The organism is Escherichia sp. MOD1-EC7003 (genome assembly GCF_002965065.1).
Classification (GTDB): Bacteria; Pseudomonadota; Gammaproteobacteria; order Enterobacterales; family Enterobacteriaceae; genus Escherichia.
On the sequence record NZ_PTRE01000168.1, the window covers coordinates 1 to 17,753 of the forward strand.

The 17,753-nt window shown below is 49.4% G+C and carries 15 protein-coding genes and 2 pseudogenes; 9 read left to right on the plus strand and 8 right to left on the minus strand.

Annotated elements, in window-relative coordinates; genetic code table 11:
• Positions 1-132: 132 nt before the first annotated feature.
• Positions 133-213: pseudogene (locus A7090_RS27400) on the minus strand (hypothetical protein); the annotation flags it as partial.
• A 136-nt stretch (positions 214-349) separates the two neighbouring features.
• Between A7090_RS27400 and A7090_RS22400 the strand changes: the two are divergent.
• Positions 350-823: a 4Fe-4S binding protein gene (locus A7090_RS22400; protein WP_105275573.1), complete on the plus strand. Its 474-nt coding sequence runs from the start codon at positions 350-352 to the stop codon at positions 821-823.
• A 109-nt stretch (positions 824-932) separates the two neighbouring features.
• Here the strand turns inward: A7090_RS22400 and avtA are convergent, their stop codons facing one another.
• Entirely contained in the window at positions 933-2,186 is a 1,254-nt protein-coding gene (gene avtA / locus A7090_RS22405) for a valine--pyruvate transaminase (protein WP_105275574.1), read from the minus strand.
• 443 nt (positions 2,187-2,629) lie between these two features.
• On the opposite strand from avtA, the gene A7090_RS22410 reads away from it, so the two are divergent.
• Entirely contained in the window at positions 2,630-3,451 is an 822-nt protein-coding gene (locus tag A7090_RS22410; RefSeq protein ID WP_105275575.1) for a protein bax, read from the plus strand.
• A 195-nt stretch (positions 3,452-3,646) separates the two neighbouring features.
• On the opposite strand, the gene xylR is transcribed toward A7090_RS22410, so the two are convergent.
• The 4 genes from xylR to xylF form a co-directional block, all read right to left on the minus strand.
• A complete protein-coding gene (gene xylR, locus A7090_RS22415) occupies positions 3,647-4,825 on the minus strand; it encodes a D-xylose utilization transcriptional activator XylR (RefSeq protein ID WP_105275576.1) in 1,179 nt (392 codons plus the stop codon).
• A gap of 77 nt (positions 4,826-4,902) precedes the next feature.
• Positions 4,903-6,084, minus strand: a complete 1,182-nt coding sequence (xylH, locus tag A7090_RS22420; protein WP_105275577.1) for a xylose ABC transporter permease XylH — start codon at positions 6,082-6,084, stop codon at positions 4,903-4,905.
• The gene (gene xylG, locus A7090_RS22425) at positions 6,062-7,603 is read right to left on the minus strand and encodes a D-xylose ABC transporter ATP-binding protein (protein ID WP_105275578.1); all 1,542 of its coding nucleotides are present in this window, start codon (positions 7,601-7,603) and stop codon (positions 6,062-6,064) included. The genes xylH and xylG overlap by 23 nt, the downstream gene beginning before the upstream one ends.
• A 73-nt stretch (positions 7,604-7,676) precedes the next feature.
• Positions 7,677-8,669 carry a D-xylose ABC transporter substrate-binding protein gene (gene xylF / locus A7090_RS22430; protein WP_105275579.1) on the minus strand — a complete coding sequence of 331 codons (993 nt, stop codon included), beginning with the start codon at positions 8,667-8,669 and terminating at the stop codon, positions 7,677-7,679.
• Between the two features lie 365 nt (positions 8,670-9,034).
• Between xylF and xylA the strand changes: the two genes are divergently transcribed.
• The 4 genes from xylA (at position 9,035) to yiaA (ending at position 12,874) form a co-directional block, all read left to right on the plus strand.
• Positions 9,035-10,357, plus strand: coding sequence for a xylose isomerase (xylA, locus tag A7090_RS22435; protein WP_105275580.1), 1,323 nt, complete (start codon positions 9,035-9,037; stop codon positions 10,355-10,357).
• 70 nt (positions 10,358-10,427) lie between these two features.
• Positions 10,428-11,882 carry a xylulokinase gene (gene xylB / locus A7090_RS22440; RefSeq protein WP_105275581.1) on the plus strand — a complete coding sequence of 485 codons (1,455 nt, stop codon included), beginning with the start codon at positions 10,428-10,430 and terminating at the stop codon, positions 11,880-11,882.
• A 168-nt stretch (positions 11,883-12,050) separates the two neighbouring features.
• On the plus strand, positions 12,051-12,392 hold the full coding sequence (gene yiaB / locus A7090_RS22445; RefSeq protein WP_105275582.1) for an inner membrane protein YiaB: 342 nt from the start codon (positions 12,051-12,053) through the stop codon (positions 12,390-12,392).
• A 44-nt stretch (positions 12,393-12,436) separates the two neighbouring features.
• Complete coding sequence (gene yiaA / locus A7090_RS22450) at positions 12,437-12,874, plus strand: inner membrane protein YiaA (RefSeq protein WP_105275583.1); 438 nt, start codon at positions 12,437-12,439, stop codon at positions 12,872-12,874.
• Positions 12,875-12,915: 41 nt separating this feature from the next.
• Here yiaA and wecH read toward each other — a convergent pair whose 3' ends face one another.
• The gene (wecH, locus tag A7090_RS22455) at positions 12,916-13,827 is read right to left on the minus strand and encodes an O-acetyltransferase WecH (protein WP_240246352.1); all 912 of its coding nucleotides are present in this window, start codon (positions 13,825-13,827) and stop codon (positions 12,916-12,918) included.
• A gap of 258 nt (positions 13,828-14,085) precedes the next feature.
• Here wecH and A7090_RS22460 point away from each other — a divergent pair, with 258 nt between their 5' ends.
• The 3 genes from A7090_RS22460 (at position 14,086) to glyS (ending at position 17,470) form a co-directional block, all read left to right on the plus strand.
• On the plus strand, positions 14,086-14,385 hold the full coding sequence (locus A7090_RS22460) for a YsaB family lipoprotein (RefSeq protein WP_105275584.1): 300 nt from the start codon (positions 14,086-14,088) through the stop codon (positions 14,383-14,385).
• Positions 14,386-14,479: 94 nt separating this feature from the next.
• Positions 14,480-15,391, plus strand: coding sequence for a glycine--tRNA ligase subunit alpha (gene glyQ / locus A7090_RS22465; RefSeq protein ID WP_001168544.1), 912 nt, complete (start codon positions 14,480-14,482; stop codon positions 15,389-15,391).
• Positions 15,392-15,400: 9 nt separating this feature from the next.
• Positions 15,401-17,470, plus strand: coding sequence for a glycine--tRNA ligase subunit beta (gene glyS, locus A7090_RS22470; protein ID WP_105275585.1), 2,070 nt, complete (start codon positions 15,401-15,403; stop codon positions 17,468-17,470).
• 49 nt (positions 17,471-17,519) lie between these two features.
• Here the strand turns inward: glyS and A7090_RS22475 are convergent.
• Positions 17,520-17,753 (minus strand): annotated as a pseudogene (locus A7090_RS22475) (IS4 family transposase); the annotation flags it as partial.

The window sequence follows — 17,753 nt, forward strand, 5'->3', positions numbered from 1 at the left end:
CACGGGATAAACGTCAGAGTTTGCGGCTGGCCTACGTTCTCGCACCGACTCGTAGGCCTGATAAGACGCGTTAAGCGTCGCATCAGGCAATGTGCCCCCTGCGTTGGATGCGGCGCGTGCGCCTTATCCAACCTACGGATGGAAATACTTTTCCTCATTCACCCAGATCCGCATTTCGCCTTCACCCCGGTTAGCCCAGCTAAACCACGGGATTTACTGTCAGGGACGGCCTGGGCGCGATTACATAACGCTTTGGACAAGTGCCAAAACTTTAACATTTCCTTCGTTGGATCAAAGCAGTAGAGGCGTGCTCTCTGGCACTCTGCGGTTTTAGCGCAAAGGAGTGATCATGAACCGGTTTATTATTGCGGATGCGACAAAATGTATCGGTTGCCGTACCTGTGAAGTGGCTTGCGCAGTGTCGCATCAGGAGAATCAGGATTGCACTGCGTTGTCACCAGGCGAGTTTATTTCCCGAATTCGTGTCATTAAAGACCACTCCTGGACCACGGCGGTAGCCTGTCATCAGTGTGAAGATGCACCGTGCGCGAATGTCTGCCCTGTTGACGCGATAAGCCGCGAACATGGGCATATTTTCGTTGAACAATCACGTTGTATTGGCTGTAAAAGCTGCATGTTGGCTTGCCCGTTTGGTGCGATGGAGGTCGTTTCTTCGCGCAAAAAGGCGAGGGCGATTAAGTGCGATCTGTGCTGGCATCGGGCGACGGGACCGGCCTGTGTTGAAGCCTGCCCGACAAAGGCGTTGCAGTGCATGGATGTCGAGAAAGTACAGCAGCATCGGCTACGGCAGCAGCCTGTTTGAAAATTTATTCCGGCGTTTCTCAACGCCGGATGCGGCGTAAAAATTCCTACAAATTCAATTGATTGCAGAAATTATGTCGGTCTGATAAGCGCAGCGCATCAGGCCATTTTTAATGGCTTTCAGCCCAGGCTCGCTCAATCTCTTCTGCCAGAATCTTCACTCCCGCCTCAATTTTCTCCGGCTCTGGTACGTAGTTCATGCGCATACATTGATGCGTATGCGGCCACGGTTTATCCAGCCCTGGGAAGAAGTTGTGTCCCGGCACCATCAGCACGCCGCGCGATTTCAGGCGCTGATAAAGCTGCTCGGTGGTAATCGGCAAATCCTTAAACCATAGCCAGAGGAAAATGGCCCCTTCCGGTTTATGAATCAGGCAGCGATCTTCCGGTAAATAGCGGCGAATGATGGCGATAGTTTCCTGAACACGCTGGTAGTAGAACGGCTTGATGACTGTTTCAGACAGGCGCAGCAGATCGTTACGCTTAATCATTTCACACATCATCGCCGGACCAATACCGCCAGGTGCCAGGCTGATAATGCCGTTCATATTGGTAATGGCGGTGATGATTTTTTCATTGGCGATGATAATGCCGCAGCGGGAGCCAGGTAGACCTAGCTTGGAAAGACTCATGCACAGCACGATATTCGGATTCCACAGCGGGCGCGCTTCGCTGAAGATGATACCCGGGAACGGGACGCCATAAGCGTTATCAATCACCAGCGGAATACCGTGCTGATTCGCCAGCGCGTCCAGCTTCAGTAACTCTTCGTCTGTAATCACATTGCCTGTTGGATTCGTCGGTCGGGAGACGCAAATCATCCCGGTATCTTCACCAATATGCAGATGCTCAAAATCGACGTGGTATTTAAACTGGCCTTCCGGCAGCAGTTCAATATTCGGGCGCGCAGAGACAAACAGATCCTCTTCCAGTCCGGCGTCAGCGTAGCCAATATATTCCGGTGCCAGCGGGAACAGCACTTTTTTGGCCCGACCATCAGCACGGCGCCCGGCAAATAGATTAAATAAGTAGAAAAACGCGCTCTGGCTGCCGTTTGTTAGTGCAATATTCTGTGGTTCGATATCCCAACCTAACTGTTCGCGCAGCATTCCGGCAAGTAGTGTGAGTAACTCCGTTTTCCCCTGTGGACCATCGTAATTACACAGTGCATCAGTGGCTTTGCCGCTTTCCAGCATGTCGGTCAGTAGCGTCTGGAAGTAGTCCTGCATTTCCGGGATCTGCGCCGGATTACCACCGCCGAGCATAATCGCGCCAGGCGTGCGTAAGCCGTCGTTCAGATCTTCCATCAGCAGCGTAATGCCGGAGTGGCGGGTAAATTTGTCACCAAAAAGGGAGAATGTCATAGCGGGATATCTGTCGAACTCTGTAGCAAGGAAGGTAACAATAACGCTACATTTGCCAGGGTGCAAATCGGTCTGCTGAAGAGAGAGGGGGCTTTATCCTGCAACTCTGATTAGGGCTGATATTTTATTCTGGAAGACAACTCAACAGGTTTGGCGGTATCGACCCGAAAGAAAACCATCAATTCTCATCCCTGGGCAGAAAGTCCACAGGATGAGAAGCAAGCGTGAGCGATCGCGCGCAAAAAACGGCTGAATTTTGCAATAAACCCCACATTTTCTGCGATTTAGCGCCGATCTGAATCGTTAACACGTGACATAGTTTCAGATTTGGACTATTCCCTGGGGTGCTCTTAATGGCTATTTTTGATATGATTTGAGATTCAACTCTCGAATTTGTGAAAAATATAAGGTGTTGGAATGATTAAATCCGACCTGGAGACCTGATGATTTTGACTCCCATACGACGATATGGGGCGATGATTCTTATGTTACTCACTCTGGTGTTTTCGAGTGAGGTGTTAGCGAAGACGCACACAACAGCGAGTCAAAAGTCCCACGTAACTAAAGCTAGTAATAAACAGGTAAGCAGTAAACAAGAGTATTCTCGCAATAGTGCAAAGAGTAGTTCACTTCCTGATTTGCGAAAATACCCTTCCGGAACACCAAGGAAAAAGGCGTTTCTCCGGACCGTAATGCCTTACATTACCAGCCAAAATGCGGCCATTACTGCGGAACGTAACTGGCTAATTTCGAAACAATATCAGGGTCAATGGTCACCTGCTGAACGTGCGCGTCTGAAAGACATCGCCAAACGTTATAAGGTGAAGTGGTCCGGTAATACGCGAAAAATCCCGTGGAATACCTTGCTTGAACGCGTAGACATTATCCCGACCAGTATGGTGGCGACGATGGCTGCAGCAGAAAGCGGTTGGGGAACGTCGAAACTGGCGCGTAACAACAACAATCTGTTCGGCATGAAATGCATGAAAGGACGTTGTACCAATGCGCCGGGTAAAGTGAAGGGGTACTCACAGTTTAGTTCTGTCAAAGAATCGGTGAGCGCCTATGTCACTAACCTGAATACGCACCCGGCTTATTCTTCGTTCCGTAAATCACGTGCACAGCTGCGTAAAGCGGATCAGGAAGTGACTGCCACAGCGATGATTCACAAGCTGAAGGGCTACTCGACCAAAGGGAAGAGTTATAACAACTACCTGTTCGCAATGTACCAGGATAACCAACGGTTAATCGCGGCGCATATGTAATTGTATTCTCTCGCGCCTTATCCGACTTGTCGGTCGGATAAGGCTTTTTACTTTGTCTCAGGCAGTTGAGCTACGAGTCTGAAGCGTTGTTGGTGCGTTTTATCATGCCTGGCGGGTAGGTCGGATAAGGCGTTCACGCCGCATCCGACAACCACGCAGCGTTGCCTGATGCGACGTCGACAATTCTCATCATCACTACAACATGACTTCGCTATTTACATCGCGATACTCTTTTGGCGTCGTGTCATACGCTTTTTTAAAAACAGAGTAGAAATATTGCAGCGATGGATAACCGCACATTTGCGATATCTCATTGATCGACAAGGTGGTTGAAATCAGCAGACTGCGTGCTTTCTCCAGCTTCTCGGCATGAATCATGGCATGGATGGTTTCACCCACCTCTTCTTTAAAACGCTTCTCAAGATTGGAGCGCGATATGCCCACCGCATCGAGTACCTGATCCACTTTAATCCCTTTACAGGCGTGATTACGAATGTAATGCATGGCCTGAATAACGGCGGGATCGGTCAGTGAACGGTAATCTGTTGAACGCCGTTCAATGACGCGTACTGGCGGGACCAAAATCCGCTGAAGCGGCATCTCTTCTTTATCTAATAATCGATGCAACAGTTTTGCCGCCTGATAGCCCATTTGCCGTGCGCCCTGGGCGACTGAAGAGAGGGCGACACGCGATAGATAGCGAGTCAGTTCTTCGTTATCGATGCCAATCACGCATAATTTTTCCGGCACGGGAATATGTAGATGTTCACATACTTGCAGAATATGCCGCGCCCGGGCGTCAGTAACGGCAATAATCCCGGTTTGCGGTGGCAGCGTTTGTAACCAGTCTGCCAGCCGATTTTGCGCGTGTTGCCAGTTCTCTGGCGCGGTTTCTAACCCCTGATAAACCACTCCGCGATACTTTTCTTCGGCGACAAGCTGACGAAATGCATATTCGCGTTCAGTGGCCCAACGTTTGCCGCTTGATTCAGGAAGACCATAAAAAGCAAAGCGGTTAACGCCTTTCTCTTTTAAATGCAAAAATGCGCTTTCAACCAGCGCATAGTTATCAGTGGCAATGTAATGAACGGGTGGGTAACTTTCTGCAAGGTGATACGAGCCTCCAACCCCAACAATGGGGACGTCGACATCAGCCAGCGATTGCTCTATTTGTTTGTCGTCGAAGTCGGCAATGACGCCATCTCCTAACCAGTCCTTGATTTTATCAATGCGGGCGCGGAAATCTTCTTCAATGAAAATATCCCATTCCGATTGTGACGCCTGTAAATATTCCCCTACGCCTTCTACTACTTGCCGATCATAGGCTTTATTAGCATTGAACAATAATGTGATGCGATGACGTTTAGTAAACATGGTTCTTTTCCTGCTGAATCATGCAAAAAATCAAAACCGATAATAAGTTACCGGCTTTGAGAAAATTTTTATCAAAATCAAGAACGACGTTTGGTTGCGGAGTCCATCCATACTGCCAGCAACAGAATCGCACCTTTAACGATATACTGCCAGAAGGTCGGTACATCCATCATACTCATGCCGTTATCCAGTGAAGCCATGATGAATGCCCCCATGACTGCTCCGGCAACGCTTCCCACACCGCCTGCCAGACTGGTGCCGCCAATCACACATGCTGCAATTGCGTCCAGCTCGGCAATATTCCCCGCAGAAGGTGAACCAGCTCCAAGTCGAGAACTGAGGATTAATCCGGCGATGGCGACCATCAAACCGTTGATAGCGAACACGGCAAGTTTGGTGCGTTCAACGTTAATCCCGGAGAGGCGAGCTGCTTCCAGATTGCCGCCGATGGCGTAAATGCGTCGTCCAAATGCCGTCCGCGTTGCCATAAACATTCCACCGAGTAACAGCAACGTCAGCAGCAGAACAGGAGTGGGAACGCCACGGTAATCATTCAACAGCCAGATTGCGCCTAATACGATGATAGCGGTTAAAGCCTGGCGACCGACTACTGCGGTAGAGGCCGGAGACTGCAACCCCAAAGCCTGACGGCGCATTCTTCCGCGCCATTGCCAGCCAACAAAAGCCATTAAGCCAAGCGCACCAATGATGAAGCCGGTGCTGGCGGGTAGATAGCTTTGCCCAATTTGTGACATCGCGGCGCTGGTGGGGGAAACAGTCGTGCCGTTGGTGATGCCAATGAGTATGCCGCGAAATGCCAGCATGCCCGCGAGGGTGACAATAAATGAAGGGACTTTGCGGTACGCGACCCACCATCCGTTCCAGGCGCCGAGAAGCAGTCCCAGAACTAACGTCACAATGATGGTGAGTGGCAAAGGCCAGCCTAACCAGACGTCACAAATAGCCGCGACGCCCCCTAATAGCCCCATCATTGAGCCGACGGAAAGGTCAATTTCAGCAGAAATTATGACGAACACCATTCCTACCGCGAGAATGCCGGTAATCGCGGTCTGGCGTAACAGGTTGGAGACGTTACGGGCGCTTAAGTAGGCACCATCGGTGGTCCAGGTAAAGAACAGCATGATTGCGATGATCGCTGCAATCATCACGAAGACCTGGAAATTCAGTGACTTAATCCAGGAAAAGCCACCAGATGTCGGTACGGTCAGTTTCACTTCAGACGGATTGCTTTTCGACATGATGCTCGCTCCTCAATGCGGCTTCCATCACCTGCTCCTGAGTCAGGTTATGATTTATCAGGTTGGCTTTTAGTTTCCCTTCATGCATCACCAGTACGCGATCGCTAAGGCCGAGCACTTCAGGTAATTCGGAAGAGATGACAATAACGGCAATACCCTGCTGGACGAGTTGGTTAATTAATTTGTAGATCTCGTATTTCGCGCCAATATCGATACCCCTGGTGGGTTCATCAAGGATGAGAATGCGTGGGTTGAGTAATAGACAGCGAGCGAGGATCGCTTTTTGCTGATTTCCACCGCTCAAACGTCCAATAGCAAGGTCGGGGGACGACGTTTTAACTTTGAGTTGCTGGATTGATTCCAGAATACATTTTTGCTCTGCCGCGTCATCAAGTTGGCTAATGCCACCGGTAAATTTATTGAGTGCAGCGAGGGTGATATTTTTACCAACCGCCATTACCGGAACGATGCCGTCGCGCTTTCTGTCTTCGGGGACCATCGCAATCCCCTGGGCGATGGCTTGCTGGCAGTTGCGAATATCAACCTGTTTGCCATCAATATAAATTTTCCCTTCCCATTGTCCGGGCCACACGCCAAACAGGCACTGAATGGTTTCGGTACGTCCAGCGCCAACGAGCCCGGCAATACCCAGTATTTCTCCACGTTTCAGGGAAAACGAGACATCATTAACTCGTTTAATATGACGATTAACTGGATGCCATGCCGTCAAATGTTCAATACGTAAGATTTCATCTCCTGTGGTGTGTGGTTCATTAGGGTAAAGGGCTGTTAACTCTCGCCCAACCATCATAGTGATAATATCGTCTTCACTCATTCCGGCAGCATCACGCGTACCAATGTGCTGACCGTCGCGAATAACGCAAATCGTATCGGAAATCGCTTTGACTTCGTTGAGTTTGTGCGAAATATAAATACAGGCGATACCGTGTTGTTGTAGATCGCGAATAATATCCAGTAAAACCGACGTTTCCTGCTCAGTTAATGAGGCTGTCGGTTCATCGAGAATTAGCAAGCGCACCTGTTTATTAAGTGCCTTGGCAATTTCAACCAGTTGCTGCTGCCCAAGCCCTAAATCGCCAACGCGGGTATTTGGTGAAATGGATAAACTGACCTGTGCGAGCAGCTTCTGACAGCGTAGCGTCATCAGGTCATAATCCATAATACCATTGTGGGTTATTTCGTTACCCAGGAATATATTTTCCAGTACGGTCAATTCTTTCACCAGAGCTAATTCCTGGTGAATGATAGCGATACCTTTGTGTTCGGTATCGCGGATGTGACTCGCCTGAATTTCTTCTCCCGCAAAAATAATTTCGCCTTCGTAGGAGCCATGAGGATAAATACCACACAGCACTTTCATCAGCGTTGATTTACCAGACCCATTTTCCCCACAGAGTGAGACGATTTCGCCAGCATTCAACCGCAAGCTAACGTTGTCAATCGCCTTCACACTGCCGAAGGTTTTGGTAATGTTCTTCATTTCAAGTAGATAAGGCATAACGACTCCACCTAAGCCAATGAATTCACGCGGCATGGAGAGAACGCCCCCGCTCAGCGCCGGGGCGTAACGCTTACAGCTCGCTCTCTTTGTGGAATCCGTCTTTAACTACCGTATCTTTGATGTTGTTTTTATTCACATCGATCGGTGTCAGCAGGCGGGAGGGAACATCTTTTAGACCATTGTTCAGTGTGGTATCTGCTTTTGGTTCTTGACCATTGCCCAGCTCAACGGCAATTTCTGCGGCAGTATTTGCCAACAACGTAATAGGTTTATACACCGTCATAGTTTGCGCACCTGCGGCAATACGTTTAATACCCGCGAGATCCGCATCCTGACCAGAAATAGCTACTTTCCCTGACAAACCTTGTGCACTTAATGCCTGAATTGCCCCGCCTGCGGTGGCATCGTTTGAGGCAACCACGGCATCAATTTTGTTATTATTGGCAGTCAGCGCGTTTTCCATAATTTTCAGTGCGTTTTCCGGTAACCAGCCATCAACCCATTGATCACCAACGATTTTAATTTTTCCGGAATCAACATAAGGTTTTAATACTTTCATTTGCCCGGCGCGGAACAGTTTGGCATTGTTATCTACCGGCGAACCGCCCATCAGGAAGTAATTACCTTGCGGAACAATATCGATCAGGGCTTTTGCCTGCAGTTCGCCGACTTTTTCGTTATCGAAAGAAATATAAAAATCGATATCCGCATCGTTAATCATACGGTCGTAAGCTAATACTTTAATACCTTCTTGTTTGGCTTCTTTTACAACGTTACTTAATACCTGACCATTATACGGAATAATGACAAGAACATCGACGCCCCGGTTAATCATGTTTTCAATCTGCGACATTTGTGTTTCTTCATTGCCATTTGCAGACTGTACAAATACTTTCGCGCCGAGAGATTCTGCCTTTTTCACAAAAATATCTCGATCTTTTTGCCAGCGTTCAAGACGGAGATCATCAATCGCCATACCTATTTTGACTTCTTTGGCGTGTGCCGCAACGGTGGTAAGCAGAAGTGAGGTGCAAAGGGTGAGTAGAATGTTCTTTATTTTCATAGTGTAGGGCCTTCTGTAGTTAGAGGACAGCTTTAATAAGTAACAATCACCGCGATAAACATAACCAATTTTTAGCAACTAAACAGGGGAAAACAATTACAGATTTTTATCTTTCGATTACGATTTTTGGTTTATTTCTTGATTTATGACAGAGATCTTACTTTTGTCGCGCAATTGTACTTATTGCATTTTTCTCTTCGAGGAATTACCCAGTTTCATCATTCCATTTTATTTTGCGAGCGAGCGCACACTTGTGAATTATCTCAATAGCAGTGTGAAATAACATAATTGAGCAACTGAAAGGGAGTGCCCAATATTACGACATCATCCATTACCCGCGGCATTACCTGATTATGGAGTTCAATATGCAAGCCTATTTTGACCAGCTCGATCGCGTTCGTTATGAAGGCTCAAAATCCTCAAACCCGTTAGCATTCCGTCACTACAATCCCGACGAACTGGTGTTGGGCAAGCGTATGGAAGAGCACTTGCGTTTTGCCGCCTGCTACTGGCACACCTTCTGCTGGAACGGAGCGGACATGTTTGGTGTGGGGGCGTTTAATCGTCCGTGGCAGCAACCAGGTGAGGCACTGGCGTTGGCGAAGCGTAAAGCAGATGTCGCATTTGAGTTTTTCCATAAGTTACATGTGCCATTTTATTGCTTTCATGACGTGGATGTTTCCCCTGAGGGTGCGTCGTTAAAAGAGTACATCAATAATTTTGCGCAAATGGTTGATGTACTGGCAGGCAAGCAAGAAGAGAGCGGCGTGAAGCTGCTGTGGGGAACAGCTAACTGCTTTACAAACCCTCGATATGGCGCGGGGGCGGCGACGAACCCTGATCCAGAAGTTTTTAGCTGGGCAGCAACGCAAGTTGTTACAGCGATGGAAGCAACCCATAAATTGGGCGGTGAAAACTATGTCCTGTGGGGGGGGCGTGAAGGTTACGAAACGCTGTTAAATACCGACTTGCGTCAGGAGCGTGAACAACTGGGCCGCTTTATGCAGATGGTGGTTGAGCATAAACATAAAATCGGTTTCCAGGGCACGTTGCTTATTGAACCGAAACCGCAAGAACCGACTAAACATCAATATGATTACGATGCCGCGACAGTTTATGGCTTCCTGAAACAGTTTGGTCTGGAAAAAGAGATTAAACTGAACATTGAAGCTAACCACGCGACGCTGGCAGGTCACTCTTTCCATCATGAAATTGCCACCGCCATTGCGCTTGGCCTGTTCGGTTCTGTCGACGCTAACCGTGGCGATGCGCAATTGGGCTGGGATACTGACCAGTTCCCGAACAGTGTGGAAGAGAATGCGCTGGTGATGTATGAAATTCTCAAAGCGGGCGGTTTTGCCACTGGCGGTCTGAACTTCGATGCTAAAGTACGTCGTCAAAGCACTGATAAATATGATCTGTTCTACGGTCATATCGGCGCGATGGATACGATGGCGTTGGCGCTGAAAATTGCAGCGCGCATGATTGAAGACGGCGAGCTGGATAAACGCATCGCGCAGCGTTATTCCGGCTGGAATAGCGAATTGGGCCAGCAAATCCTGAAAGGCCAAATGTCACTGGCTGATTTAGCCAAATATGCTCAGGAACATAATTTGTCTCCGGAGCATCAGAGTGGTCGTCAGGAGCAACTGGAAAATCTGGTAAACCATTATCTGTTCGACAAATAACGGCTAACAGTGCAGTCCGTTGGCCCGGTTATCGGTAGCGATACCGGGCATTTTTTAAGGAACGATCGATATGTATATCGGGATAGATCTTGGCACCTCAGGCGTAAAAGTTATTTTGCTCAACGAGCAGGGTGAGGTGGTTGCTTCGCAAACGGAAAAGCTGACCGTTTCGCGCCCGCATCCACTCTGGTCGGAACAAGATCCGGAACAGTGGTGGCAGGCAACTGATCGTGCCGTGAAAGCTCTGGGCGATCAGCATTCTCTGCAAGACGTTAAAGCATTGGGTATTGCCGGACAGATGCACGGTGCAACCTTACTGGATGCTCAGCAACGGGTGTTACGCCCTGCCATTTTGTGGAACGACGGGCGCTGTGCGCAAGAGTGCACTTTGCTGGAAACGCAAGTGCCGCAATCACGAGTGATTACCGGCAACCTGATGATGCCTGGGTTTACTGCGCCTAAATTGCTATGGGTTCAGCGGCATGAGCCAGAGATATTCCGTCAAATCGACAAAGTATTATTACCGAAAGATTACTTGCGTCTGCGTATGACGGGGGAGTTTGCCTGCGATATGTCTGACGCGGCTGGCACTATGTGGCTGGATGTTGCAAAGCGTGACTGGAGCGATCTCATGCTGCAGGCTTGCCACTTATCTCGTGACCAGATGCCCGCATTATACGAAGGCAGCGAAATTACTGGTGCTTTGTTACCTGAAGTTGCGAAAGCATGGGGTATGGCGGCGGTGCCAGTTGTCGCAGGCGGTGGCGATAATGCCGCTGGTGCGGTTGGTGTGGGAATGGTTGATGCTAATCAGGCAATGTTATCGCTGGGGACGTCGGGGGTCTATTTTGCTGTCAGCGAAGGGTTCTTAAGCAAGCCAGAAAGCGCTGTACACAGCTTTTGCCATGCGCTACCACAGCGTTGGCATTTAATGTCTGTAATGCTGAGTGCGGCGTCGTGTCTGGATTGGGCTGCGAAATTAACCGGCCTGAGCAATGTCCCTGCTTTAATCGCGGCTGCTCAACAGGTTGATGACAGTGCCGAGCCAGTTTGGTTTTTGCCTTATCTTTCCGGCGAGCGTACGCCACACAATAATCCCCAGGCGAAGGGGGTTTTCTTTGGTTTGACTCATCAACATGGTCCCAATGAACTGGCGCGAGCGGTGCTGGAAGGCGTGGGTTATGCGCTGGCAGATGGCATGGATGTCGTGCATGCCTGCGGCATTAAACCGCAAAGTGTTACGTTGATTGGTGGCGGGGCGCGTAGTGAGTACTGGCGCCAAATGCTGGCAGATATCAGCGGTCAGCAGCTCGATTACCGTACGGGGGGGGATGTGGGACCAGCACTGGGCGCAGCAAGGTTGGCGCAGATTGCGGTGAATCCAGAGAAATCGCTCATTGAATTATTGCCGCAACTGCCGTTAGAACAGTCGCATCTGCCGGATGCGCAGCGTTATGCCGCTTATCAGCCACGACGTGAAACATTCCGTCGCCTCTATCATCAACTTCTGCCATTAATGGCGTAAGCGTTATCCCCTGCCTGAACGGGTGGGGGATAACTCACCTCTATATATATCAATAATTAATTAATATTTAGTATGAATTTATTCTGAAAATCATTTGTTAATGGCATTTTTCAGTTTTGTCTTTCGTTGGTTACTCGTAATGTATCACTGGTAGATATGGAGATCGTTATGAAAACCTCAAAAAATGTGGCAAAACTATTATTTATTGTCGGGGCACTGATTTATCTGGTTGGGCTATGGACCTCATGCCCATTGCTAAGTGGAAAAGGCTATTTCCTTGGTGTGTTAATGACGGCAACTTTTGGCAACTATGCATATCTTCGCGCAGAGACACTTGGGCAACTGGATGGTTTTTTTATTCGCATCTGTCAGTTGGTTGCGTTAATTACTATCGGTCTCTTGTTTATTGGTGTTTTAAACGCACCGATCAATGCTTATGAAATGGTGATCTACCCCATCGCCCTTTTTGTCAGCTTGTTTGGACAAATGCGTTTGTTTCGCCAGGCATGAGCAACATAAAGCTCTTACACATTCAGGAATGAAGGAATATTGTGATGGACAACAAAATATCAACCTATTCACCGGCATTTAGTATTGTGTCATGGATCGCTCTTGTGGGTGGTATCGTTACCTATCTGTTAGGGCTATGGAATGCAGAGATGCAGTTAAATGAAAAAGGATATTATTTTGCTGTACTGGTATTAGGACTGTTTTCTGCGGCGTCTTATCAAAAGACCGTCCGGGACAGGTATGAAGGTATACCAACCACCTCCATTTATTATATGACCTGCCTGACTGTCTTTATTATCTCTGTTGCGTTACTGATTGTAGGTCTGTGGAATGCGACGTTATTAATCAGCGAGAAAGGTTTTTATGGGCTGGCTTTCTTCTTAAGTTTGTTTGGTGCCGTAGCGGTGCAGAAGAATATTCGTGATGCCGGAATAAACCCACCAAAAGAAACGCAGGTTACCCAGGAAGAATACAGCGAATAATTCACGTAAGCCCGGTCAGCCAAGTGTGACCGGGCTTTTACTTAACTCACTAATCTGTTTCTGTCGATTCGTTGTACCAGCATAGAAAGTAACAAACTCGCTGCCAACGTCGCGCAAAAGATCCACATAATATCCAGTATTGGCCAGTTTTTAAGCTCAATCCCTCGGGTGCGCAGCGCATGGATAATCAACGCGTGGAACCCGTATATGCCTAACGAATGGCGGGAGATTAAGCCAAGTCCGCGAACGGTACGCGTATCCAGCGTGTTTTTAACCAGAGTCAGTAGTGCGATTGCGCAGATAAAAACCATCGGCCCGCAGTAAAGATACCAGGTATCGGCAAAATTTCCGCGCCATTGCAATTCATATAATGTCCCACGAGAGATAATAAAAACCCCCGTTGCAAACAGCGCGGCGCTCACCCACGACAGTACTTTATGCTGTGTGTCTATCATCCCAATGGCACGGCCTAACATGCCATACAGGATGTAGTAAAAAGTATCGCCATTGATATATAAGTTAATTGGCAGCCATTCAAAACCGTCGATTTTCTGCGGCACTGTGTTTGGGTTAGCGATGATACCAATCATCACTATTAGCACCAGCAACATTTTTCTGCCGACGTTCTTCACCTGAATCAGCGGTGAAACCACATAAATCACCGCAATCGCGAAGAAAAACCATAAGTGGTAAAACACTGGCTTTTGCAGCAGGTTTTTCAGCGCTAACTCCACATTGATGGAGGTAAACAGCGCAATGTAGAGCAGCGCGATTGCGCTATAAAAAAGCAGACATAAGCCGATACGCAAGAAATGGCGCGGCTGGGCGCTGCGTTCGCCAAAAAAGAGATAGCCGGAAATCATGAAAAATAGCGGCACGCTGACACGAGAGGCAGAATTCAGAACATTGGCGATATCCCAGGTTACGGGGCTGATACTATGAGCATTGGTCACATACTAGGTAGTGGTGTGAATCATTACTACCATTAAACACGCTATCCCTCGCAGGTTATCAATCCAATAAATTTTGGGCCGCATCTGTGTCTCTGTATCTGGTTAAAAAAGGTCTGACCGATAAATCATTCGGTTGGCGCATTGGAATAATCTGAGTTTTATCGCTATAGCTTATAGAGGCTTGAGGAAATTCGTAAGATATCAGCCACTATACCGATATAAATAATAAGACTCACCTGCAAACCAGACGGTAATTTAATGATGATGAACTCTTTCTTTCCAGCAATGGCGCTTATGGTGTTAGTGGGATGCTCGACACCGCCACCCGTGCAGAAAGCACAACGGGTAAAAGTTGATCCGCTGCGTTCGTTGAATATGGAAGCGTTATGCAAGGATCAGGCGGCAAAACGTTATAACACCGGCGAGCAAAAAATCGACGTCACCGCTTTTGAACAGTTCCAGGGAAGCTATGAAATGCACGGTTATACCTTCAGGAAAGAGCAGTTTGTCTGTTCTTTTGACGCGGATGGCCATTTTTTGCATCTTTCCATGCGTTAAGACCTGCTTTTTCCCGTTTCGTACTGTATATCTTCCATCCAGCGGGTATACTGATCCCTTCCTTTAAATCCACACGTATCCAGCACGAAATAATATGCAAAAGTTTGATACCAGGACCTTCCAGGGCTTGATCCTGACCTTACAGGATTACTGGGCTCGCCAGGGCTGCACCATTGTTCAACCATTGGACATGGAAGTCGGCGCGGGAACCTCTCACCCAATGACCTGTCTGCGCGCGCTGGGGCCAGAACCGATGGCGGCTGCTTATGTTCAGCCTTCTCGTCGCCCGACAGATGGTCGCTACGGCGAAAACCCCAACCGCTTACAGCACTACTATCAGTTCCAGGTGGTCATTAAGCCATCGCCGGACAATATTCAGGAGCTGTACCTCGGTTCTCTGAAAGAGCTGGGTATGGACCCGACTATCCACGACATCCGTTTTGTGGAAGACAACTGGGAAAACCCGACGCTGGGTGCCTGGGGGTTGGGCTGGGAAGTGTGGCTGAACGGCATGGAAGTGACGCAGTTCACTTACTTCCAGCAGGTTGGTGGTCTGGAGTGTAAACCTGTTACCGGCGAGATCACCTACGGTCTGGAACGTCTGGCAATGTACATTCAGGGCGTAGACAGCGTTTACGACCTGGTCTGGAGCGACGGCCCGCTGGGTAAAACCACCTACGGCGACGTGTTCCATCAGAACGAAGTGGAGCAGTCCACTTACAACTTCGAATACGCGGATGTGGACTTCCTGTTCACCTGCTTTGAGCAGTACGAGAAAGAAGCCCAGCAGCTGCTGGCGCTGGAAAATCCGCTGCCGCTGCCAGCCTACGAGCGTATTCTGAAAGCCGCCCACAGCTTCAACCTGCTGGATGCGCGTAAAGCCATCTCCGTCACCGAGCGTCAGCGTTACATTTTGCGCATTCGCACCCTGACCAAAGCAGTGGCAGAAGCATATTACGCTTCCCGTGAAGCCCTTGGCTTCCCGATGTGCAACAAAGATAAGTAAGAGGCGGCTATGTCTGAGAAAACTTTTCTGGTGGAAATCGGCACTGAAGAGCTGCCACCAAAAGCACTGCGCAGCCTGGCTGAGTCCTTTGCTGCGAACTTTACTGCGGAGCTGGATAACGCTGGCCTCGCACACGGCACCGTTCAATGGTTTGCTGCTCCGCGTCGTCTGGCGCTGAAAGTCGCTAACCTGGCAGAAGCGCAACCGGATCGTGAAATCGAAAAACGCGGCCCGGCGATTGCCCAGGCGTTCGATGCTGAAGGTAAACCGAGCAAAGCGGCAGAAGGCTGGGCGCGTGGTTGCGGTATTACCGTTGACCAGGCCGAGCGTCTGACTACCGATAAAGGCGAATGGCTGCTGTATCGCGCCCATGTGAAGGGCGAAAGCACCGAAGCACTGCTGCCGAATATGGTTGCGACTTCGCTGGCGAAACTACCGATCCCGAAACTGATGCGCTGGGGGGCAAGCGACGTTCACTTCGTGCGTCCGGTACACACCGTGGCCCTGCTGCTGGGCGACAAAGTCATTCCAGCAACCATTCTGGGTATTCAGTCCGCTCGCGTGATTCGCGGCCACCGTTTTATGGGTGAGCCGGAATTCACCATCGACAACGCCGATCAATACCCGGAAGTTCTGCGCGAGCGCGGAAAAGTCATCGCCGATTACGAAGAACGTAAGGCGAAAATTAAAGCCGATGCCGAAGAAGCGGCGCGTAAGATTGGCGGTAACGCTGACTTAAGCGAAAGCCTGCTGGAAGAAGTGGCGTCGCTGGTGGAGTGGCCGGTCGTTCTGACCGCGAAATTTGAAGAGAAATTCCTCGCTGTGCCGTCTGAAGCACTGGTTTACACCATGAAAGGTGACCAGAAATACTTCCCGGTGTATGCGAACGACGGCAAACTGCTGCCGAACTTCATCTTCGTTGCCAACATCGAATCGAAAGATCCGCAGCAGATTATCTCCGGTAACGAGAAAGTCGTTCGTCCACGTCTGGCAGATGCTGAGTTCTTCTTCAATACCGACCGTAAAAAACGTCTTGAAGATAACCTGCCGCGCCTGCAAACCGTGCTGTTCCAGCAACAGCTTGGTACGTTGCGTGACAAAACTGACCGCATTCAGGCGCTGGCTGGCTGGATCGCCGAACAGATTGGCGCTGATGTGAATCACGCTACCCGTGCGGGTCTGCTGTCTAAATGTGACCTGATGACCAACATGGTCTTCGAGTTCACCGACACCCAGGGCGTTATGGGGATGCACTACGCGCGTCACGATGGCGAAGCGGAAGATGTCGCGGTGGCGCTGAACGAGCAGTATCAGCCGCGCTTTGCCGGTGATGACCTGCCGTCTAACCCAGTGGCTTGTGCGCTGGCGATTGCTGACAAGATGGATACCCTGGCCGGTATCTTCGGTATCGGCCAGCATCCGAAAGGCGACAAAGATCCATTTGCGCTGCGTCGTGCCGCACTTGGCGTGCTGCGTATTATCGTTGAGAAGAATCTCAACCTCGATCTGCAAACGCTGACCGAAGAAGCGGTGCGCTTGTACGGTGATAAGCTGACTAACGCCAACGTGGTTGATGATGTTATCGACTTTATGCTCGGTCGTTTCCGCGCCTGGTATCAGGACGAAGGTTACACTGTCGACACCATCCAGGCTGTACTGGCGCGTCGTCCGACTCGTCCGGCAGATTTCGATGCCCGTATGAAAGCGGTATCGCACTTCCGTACCCTGGAAGCGGCATCCGCGCTGGCTGCGGCCAACAAGCGTGTATCTAACATCCTGGCGAAAACCGATGAAGTGCTGAATGACCGTGTGAATGCCTCTACTCTGAAAGAGCCGGAAGAAATTAAACTGGCGATGCAGGTGGTTGTGCTGCGCGACAAGCTGGAGCCGTACTTCGCTGAAGGTCGTTACCAGGAAGCACTGGTTGAGCTGGCTGAATTGCGTGAACCGGTTGATGCCTTCTTCGATAAAGTGATGGTCATGGTTGATGACAAAGAACTGCGTATCAACCGTCTGACTATGCTGGAGAAACTGCGCGAATTATTCCTGCGCGTTGCGGATATTTCGCTGTTGCAGTAAATCGTTGAGAACCCACAGGAATGCGCTGAGGGATCCCCATAAATCAGCGCTAATAAACCAACACCATATTCTGGTAGGTTTTGGCGAGATGATTAAGAACTGTGCTTAGCACTGTTCGTCTTAAAATTAGCGGGGAGTGTCGTAAGACATTCTCCGCTAACGTCAGATACGAGATTACCCGCCGTGCTTTAATGCTGTTGGCCTGATATCTCAGATGTAATCCTTTGTTTTCAGCATGATAGCCAATAAGCCACAGTACAATTGTACTCAGCGTCGCCAGTAG

Bases quoted from the DNA above. Each gene is read 5' to 3' on its own strand.
- A7090_RS22400 (WP_105275573.1), top strand. From the start codon at position 350: ATGAACCGGTTTATTATTGCGGATGCGACAAAATGTATCGGTTGCCGT.
- avtA (WP_105275574.1), bottom strand. From the start codon at position 2,186: ATGACATTCTCCCTTTTTGGTGACAAATTTACCCGCCACTCCGGCATT.
- A7090_RS22410 (WP_105275575.1), top strand. From the start codon at position 2,630: ATGATTTTGACTCCCATACGACGATATGGGGCGATGATTCTTATGTTA.
- xylR (WP_105275576.1), bottom strand. From the start codon at position 4,825: ATGTTTACTAAACGTCATCGCATCACATTATTGTTCAATGCTAATAAA.
- xylH (WP_105275577.1), bottom strand. From the start codon at position 6,084: ATGTCGAAAAGCAATCCGTCTGAAGTGAAACTGACCGTACCGACATCT.
- xylG (WP_105275578.1), bottom strand. From the start codon at position 7,603: ATGCCTTATCTACTTGAAATGAAGAACATTACCAAAACCTTCGGCAGT.
- xylF (WP_105275579.1), bottom strand. From the start codon at position 8,669: ATGAAAATAAAGAACATTCTACTCACCCTTTGCACCTCACTTCTGCTT.
- xylA (WP_105275580.1), top strand. From the start codon at position 9,035: ATGCAAGCCTATTTTGACCAGCTCGATCGCGTTCGTTATGAAGGCTCA.
- xylB (WP_105275581.1), top strand. From the start codon at position 10,428: ATGTATATCGGGATAGATCTTGGCACCTCAGGCGTAAAAGTTATTTTG.
- yiaB (WP_105275582.1), top strand. From the start codon at position 12,051: ATGAAAACCTCAAAAAATGTGGCAAAACTATTATTTATTGTCGGGGCA.
- yiaA (WP_105275583.1), top strand. From the start codon at position 12,437: ATGGACAACAAAATATCAACCTATTCACCGGCATTTAGTATTGTGTCA.
- A7090_RS22460 (WP_105275584.1), top strand. From the start codon at position 14,086: ATGATGATGAACTCTTTCTTTCCAGCAATGGCGCTTATGGTGTTAGTG.
- glyQ (WP_001168544.1), top strand. From the start codon at position 14,480: ATGCAAAAGTTTGATACCAGGACCTTCCAGGGCTTGATCCTGACCTTA.
- glyS (WP_105275585.1), top strand. From the start codon at position 15,401: ATGTCTGAGAAAACTTTTCTGGTGGAAATCGGCACTGAAGAGCTGCCA.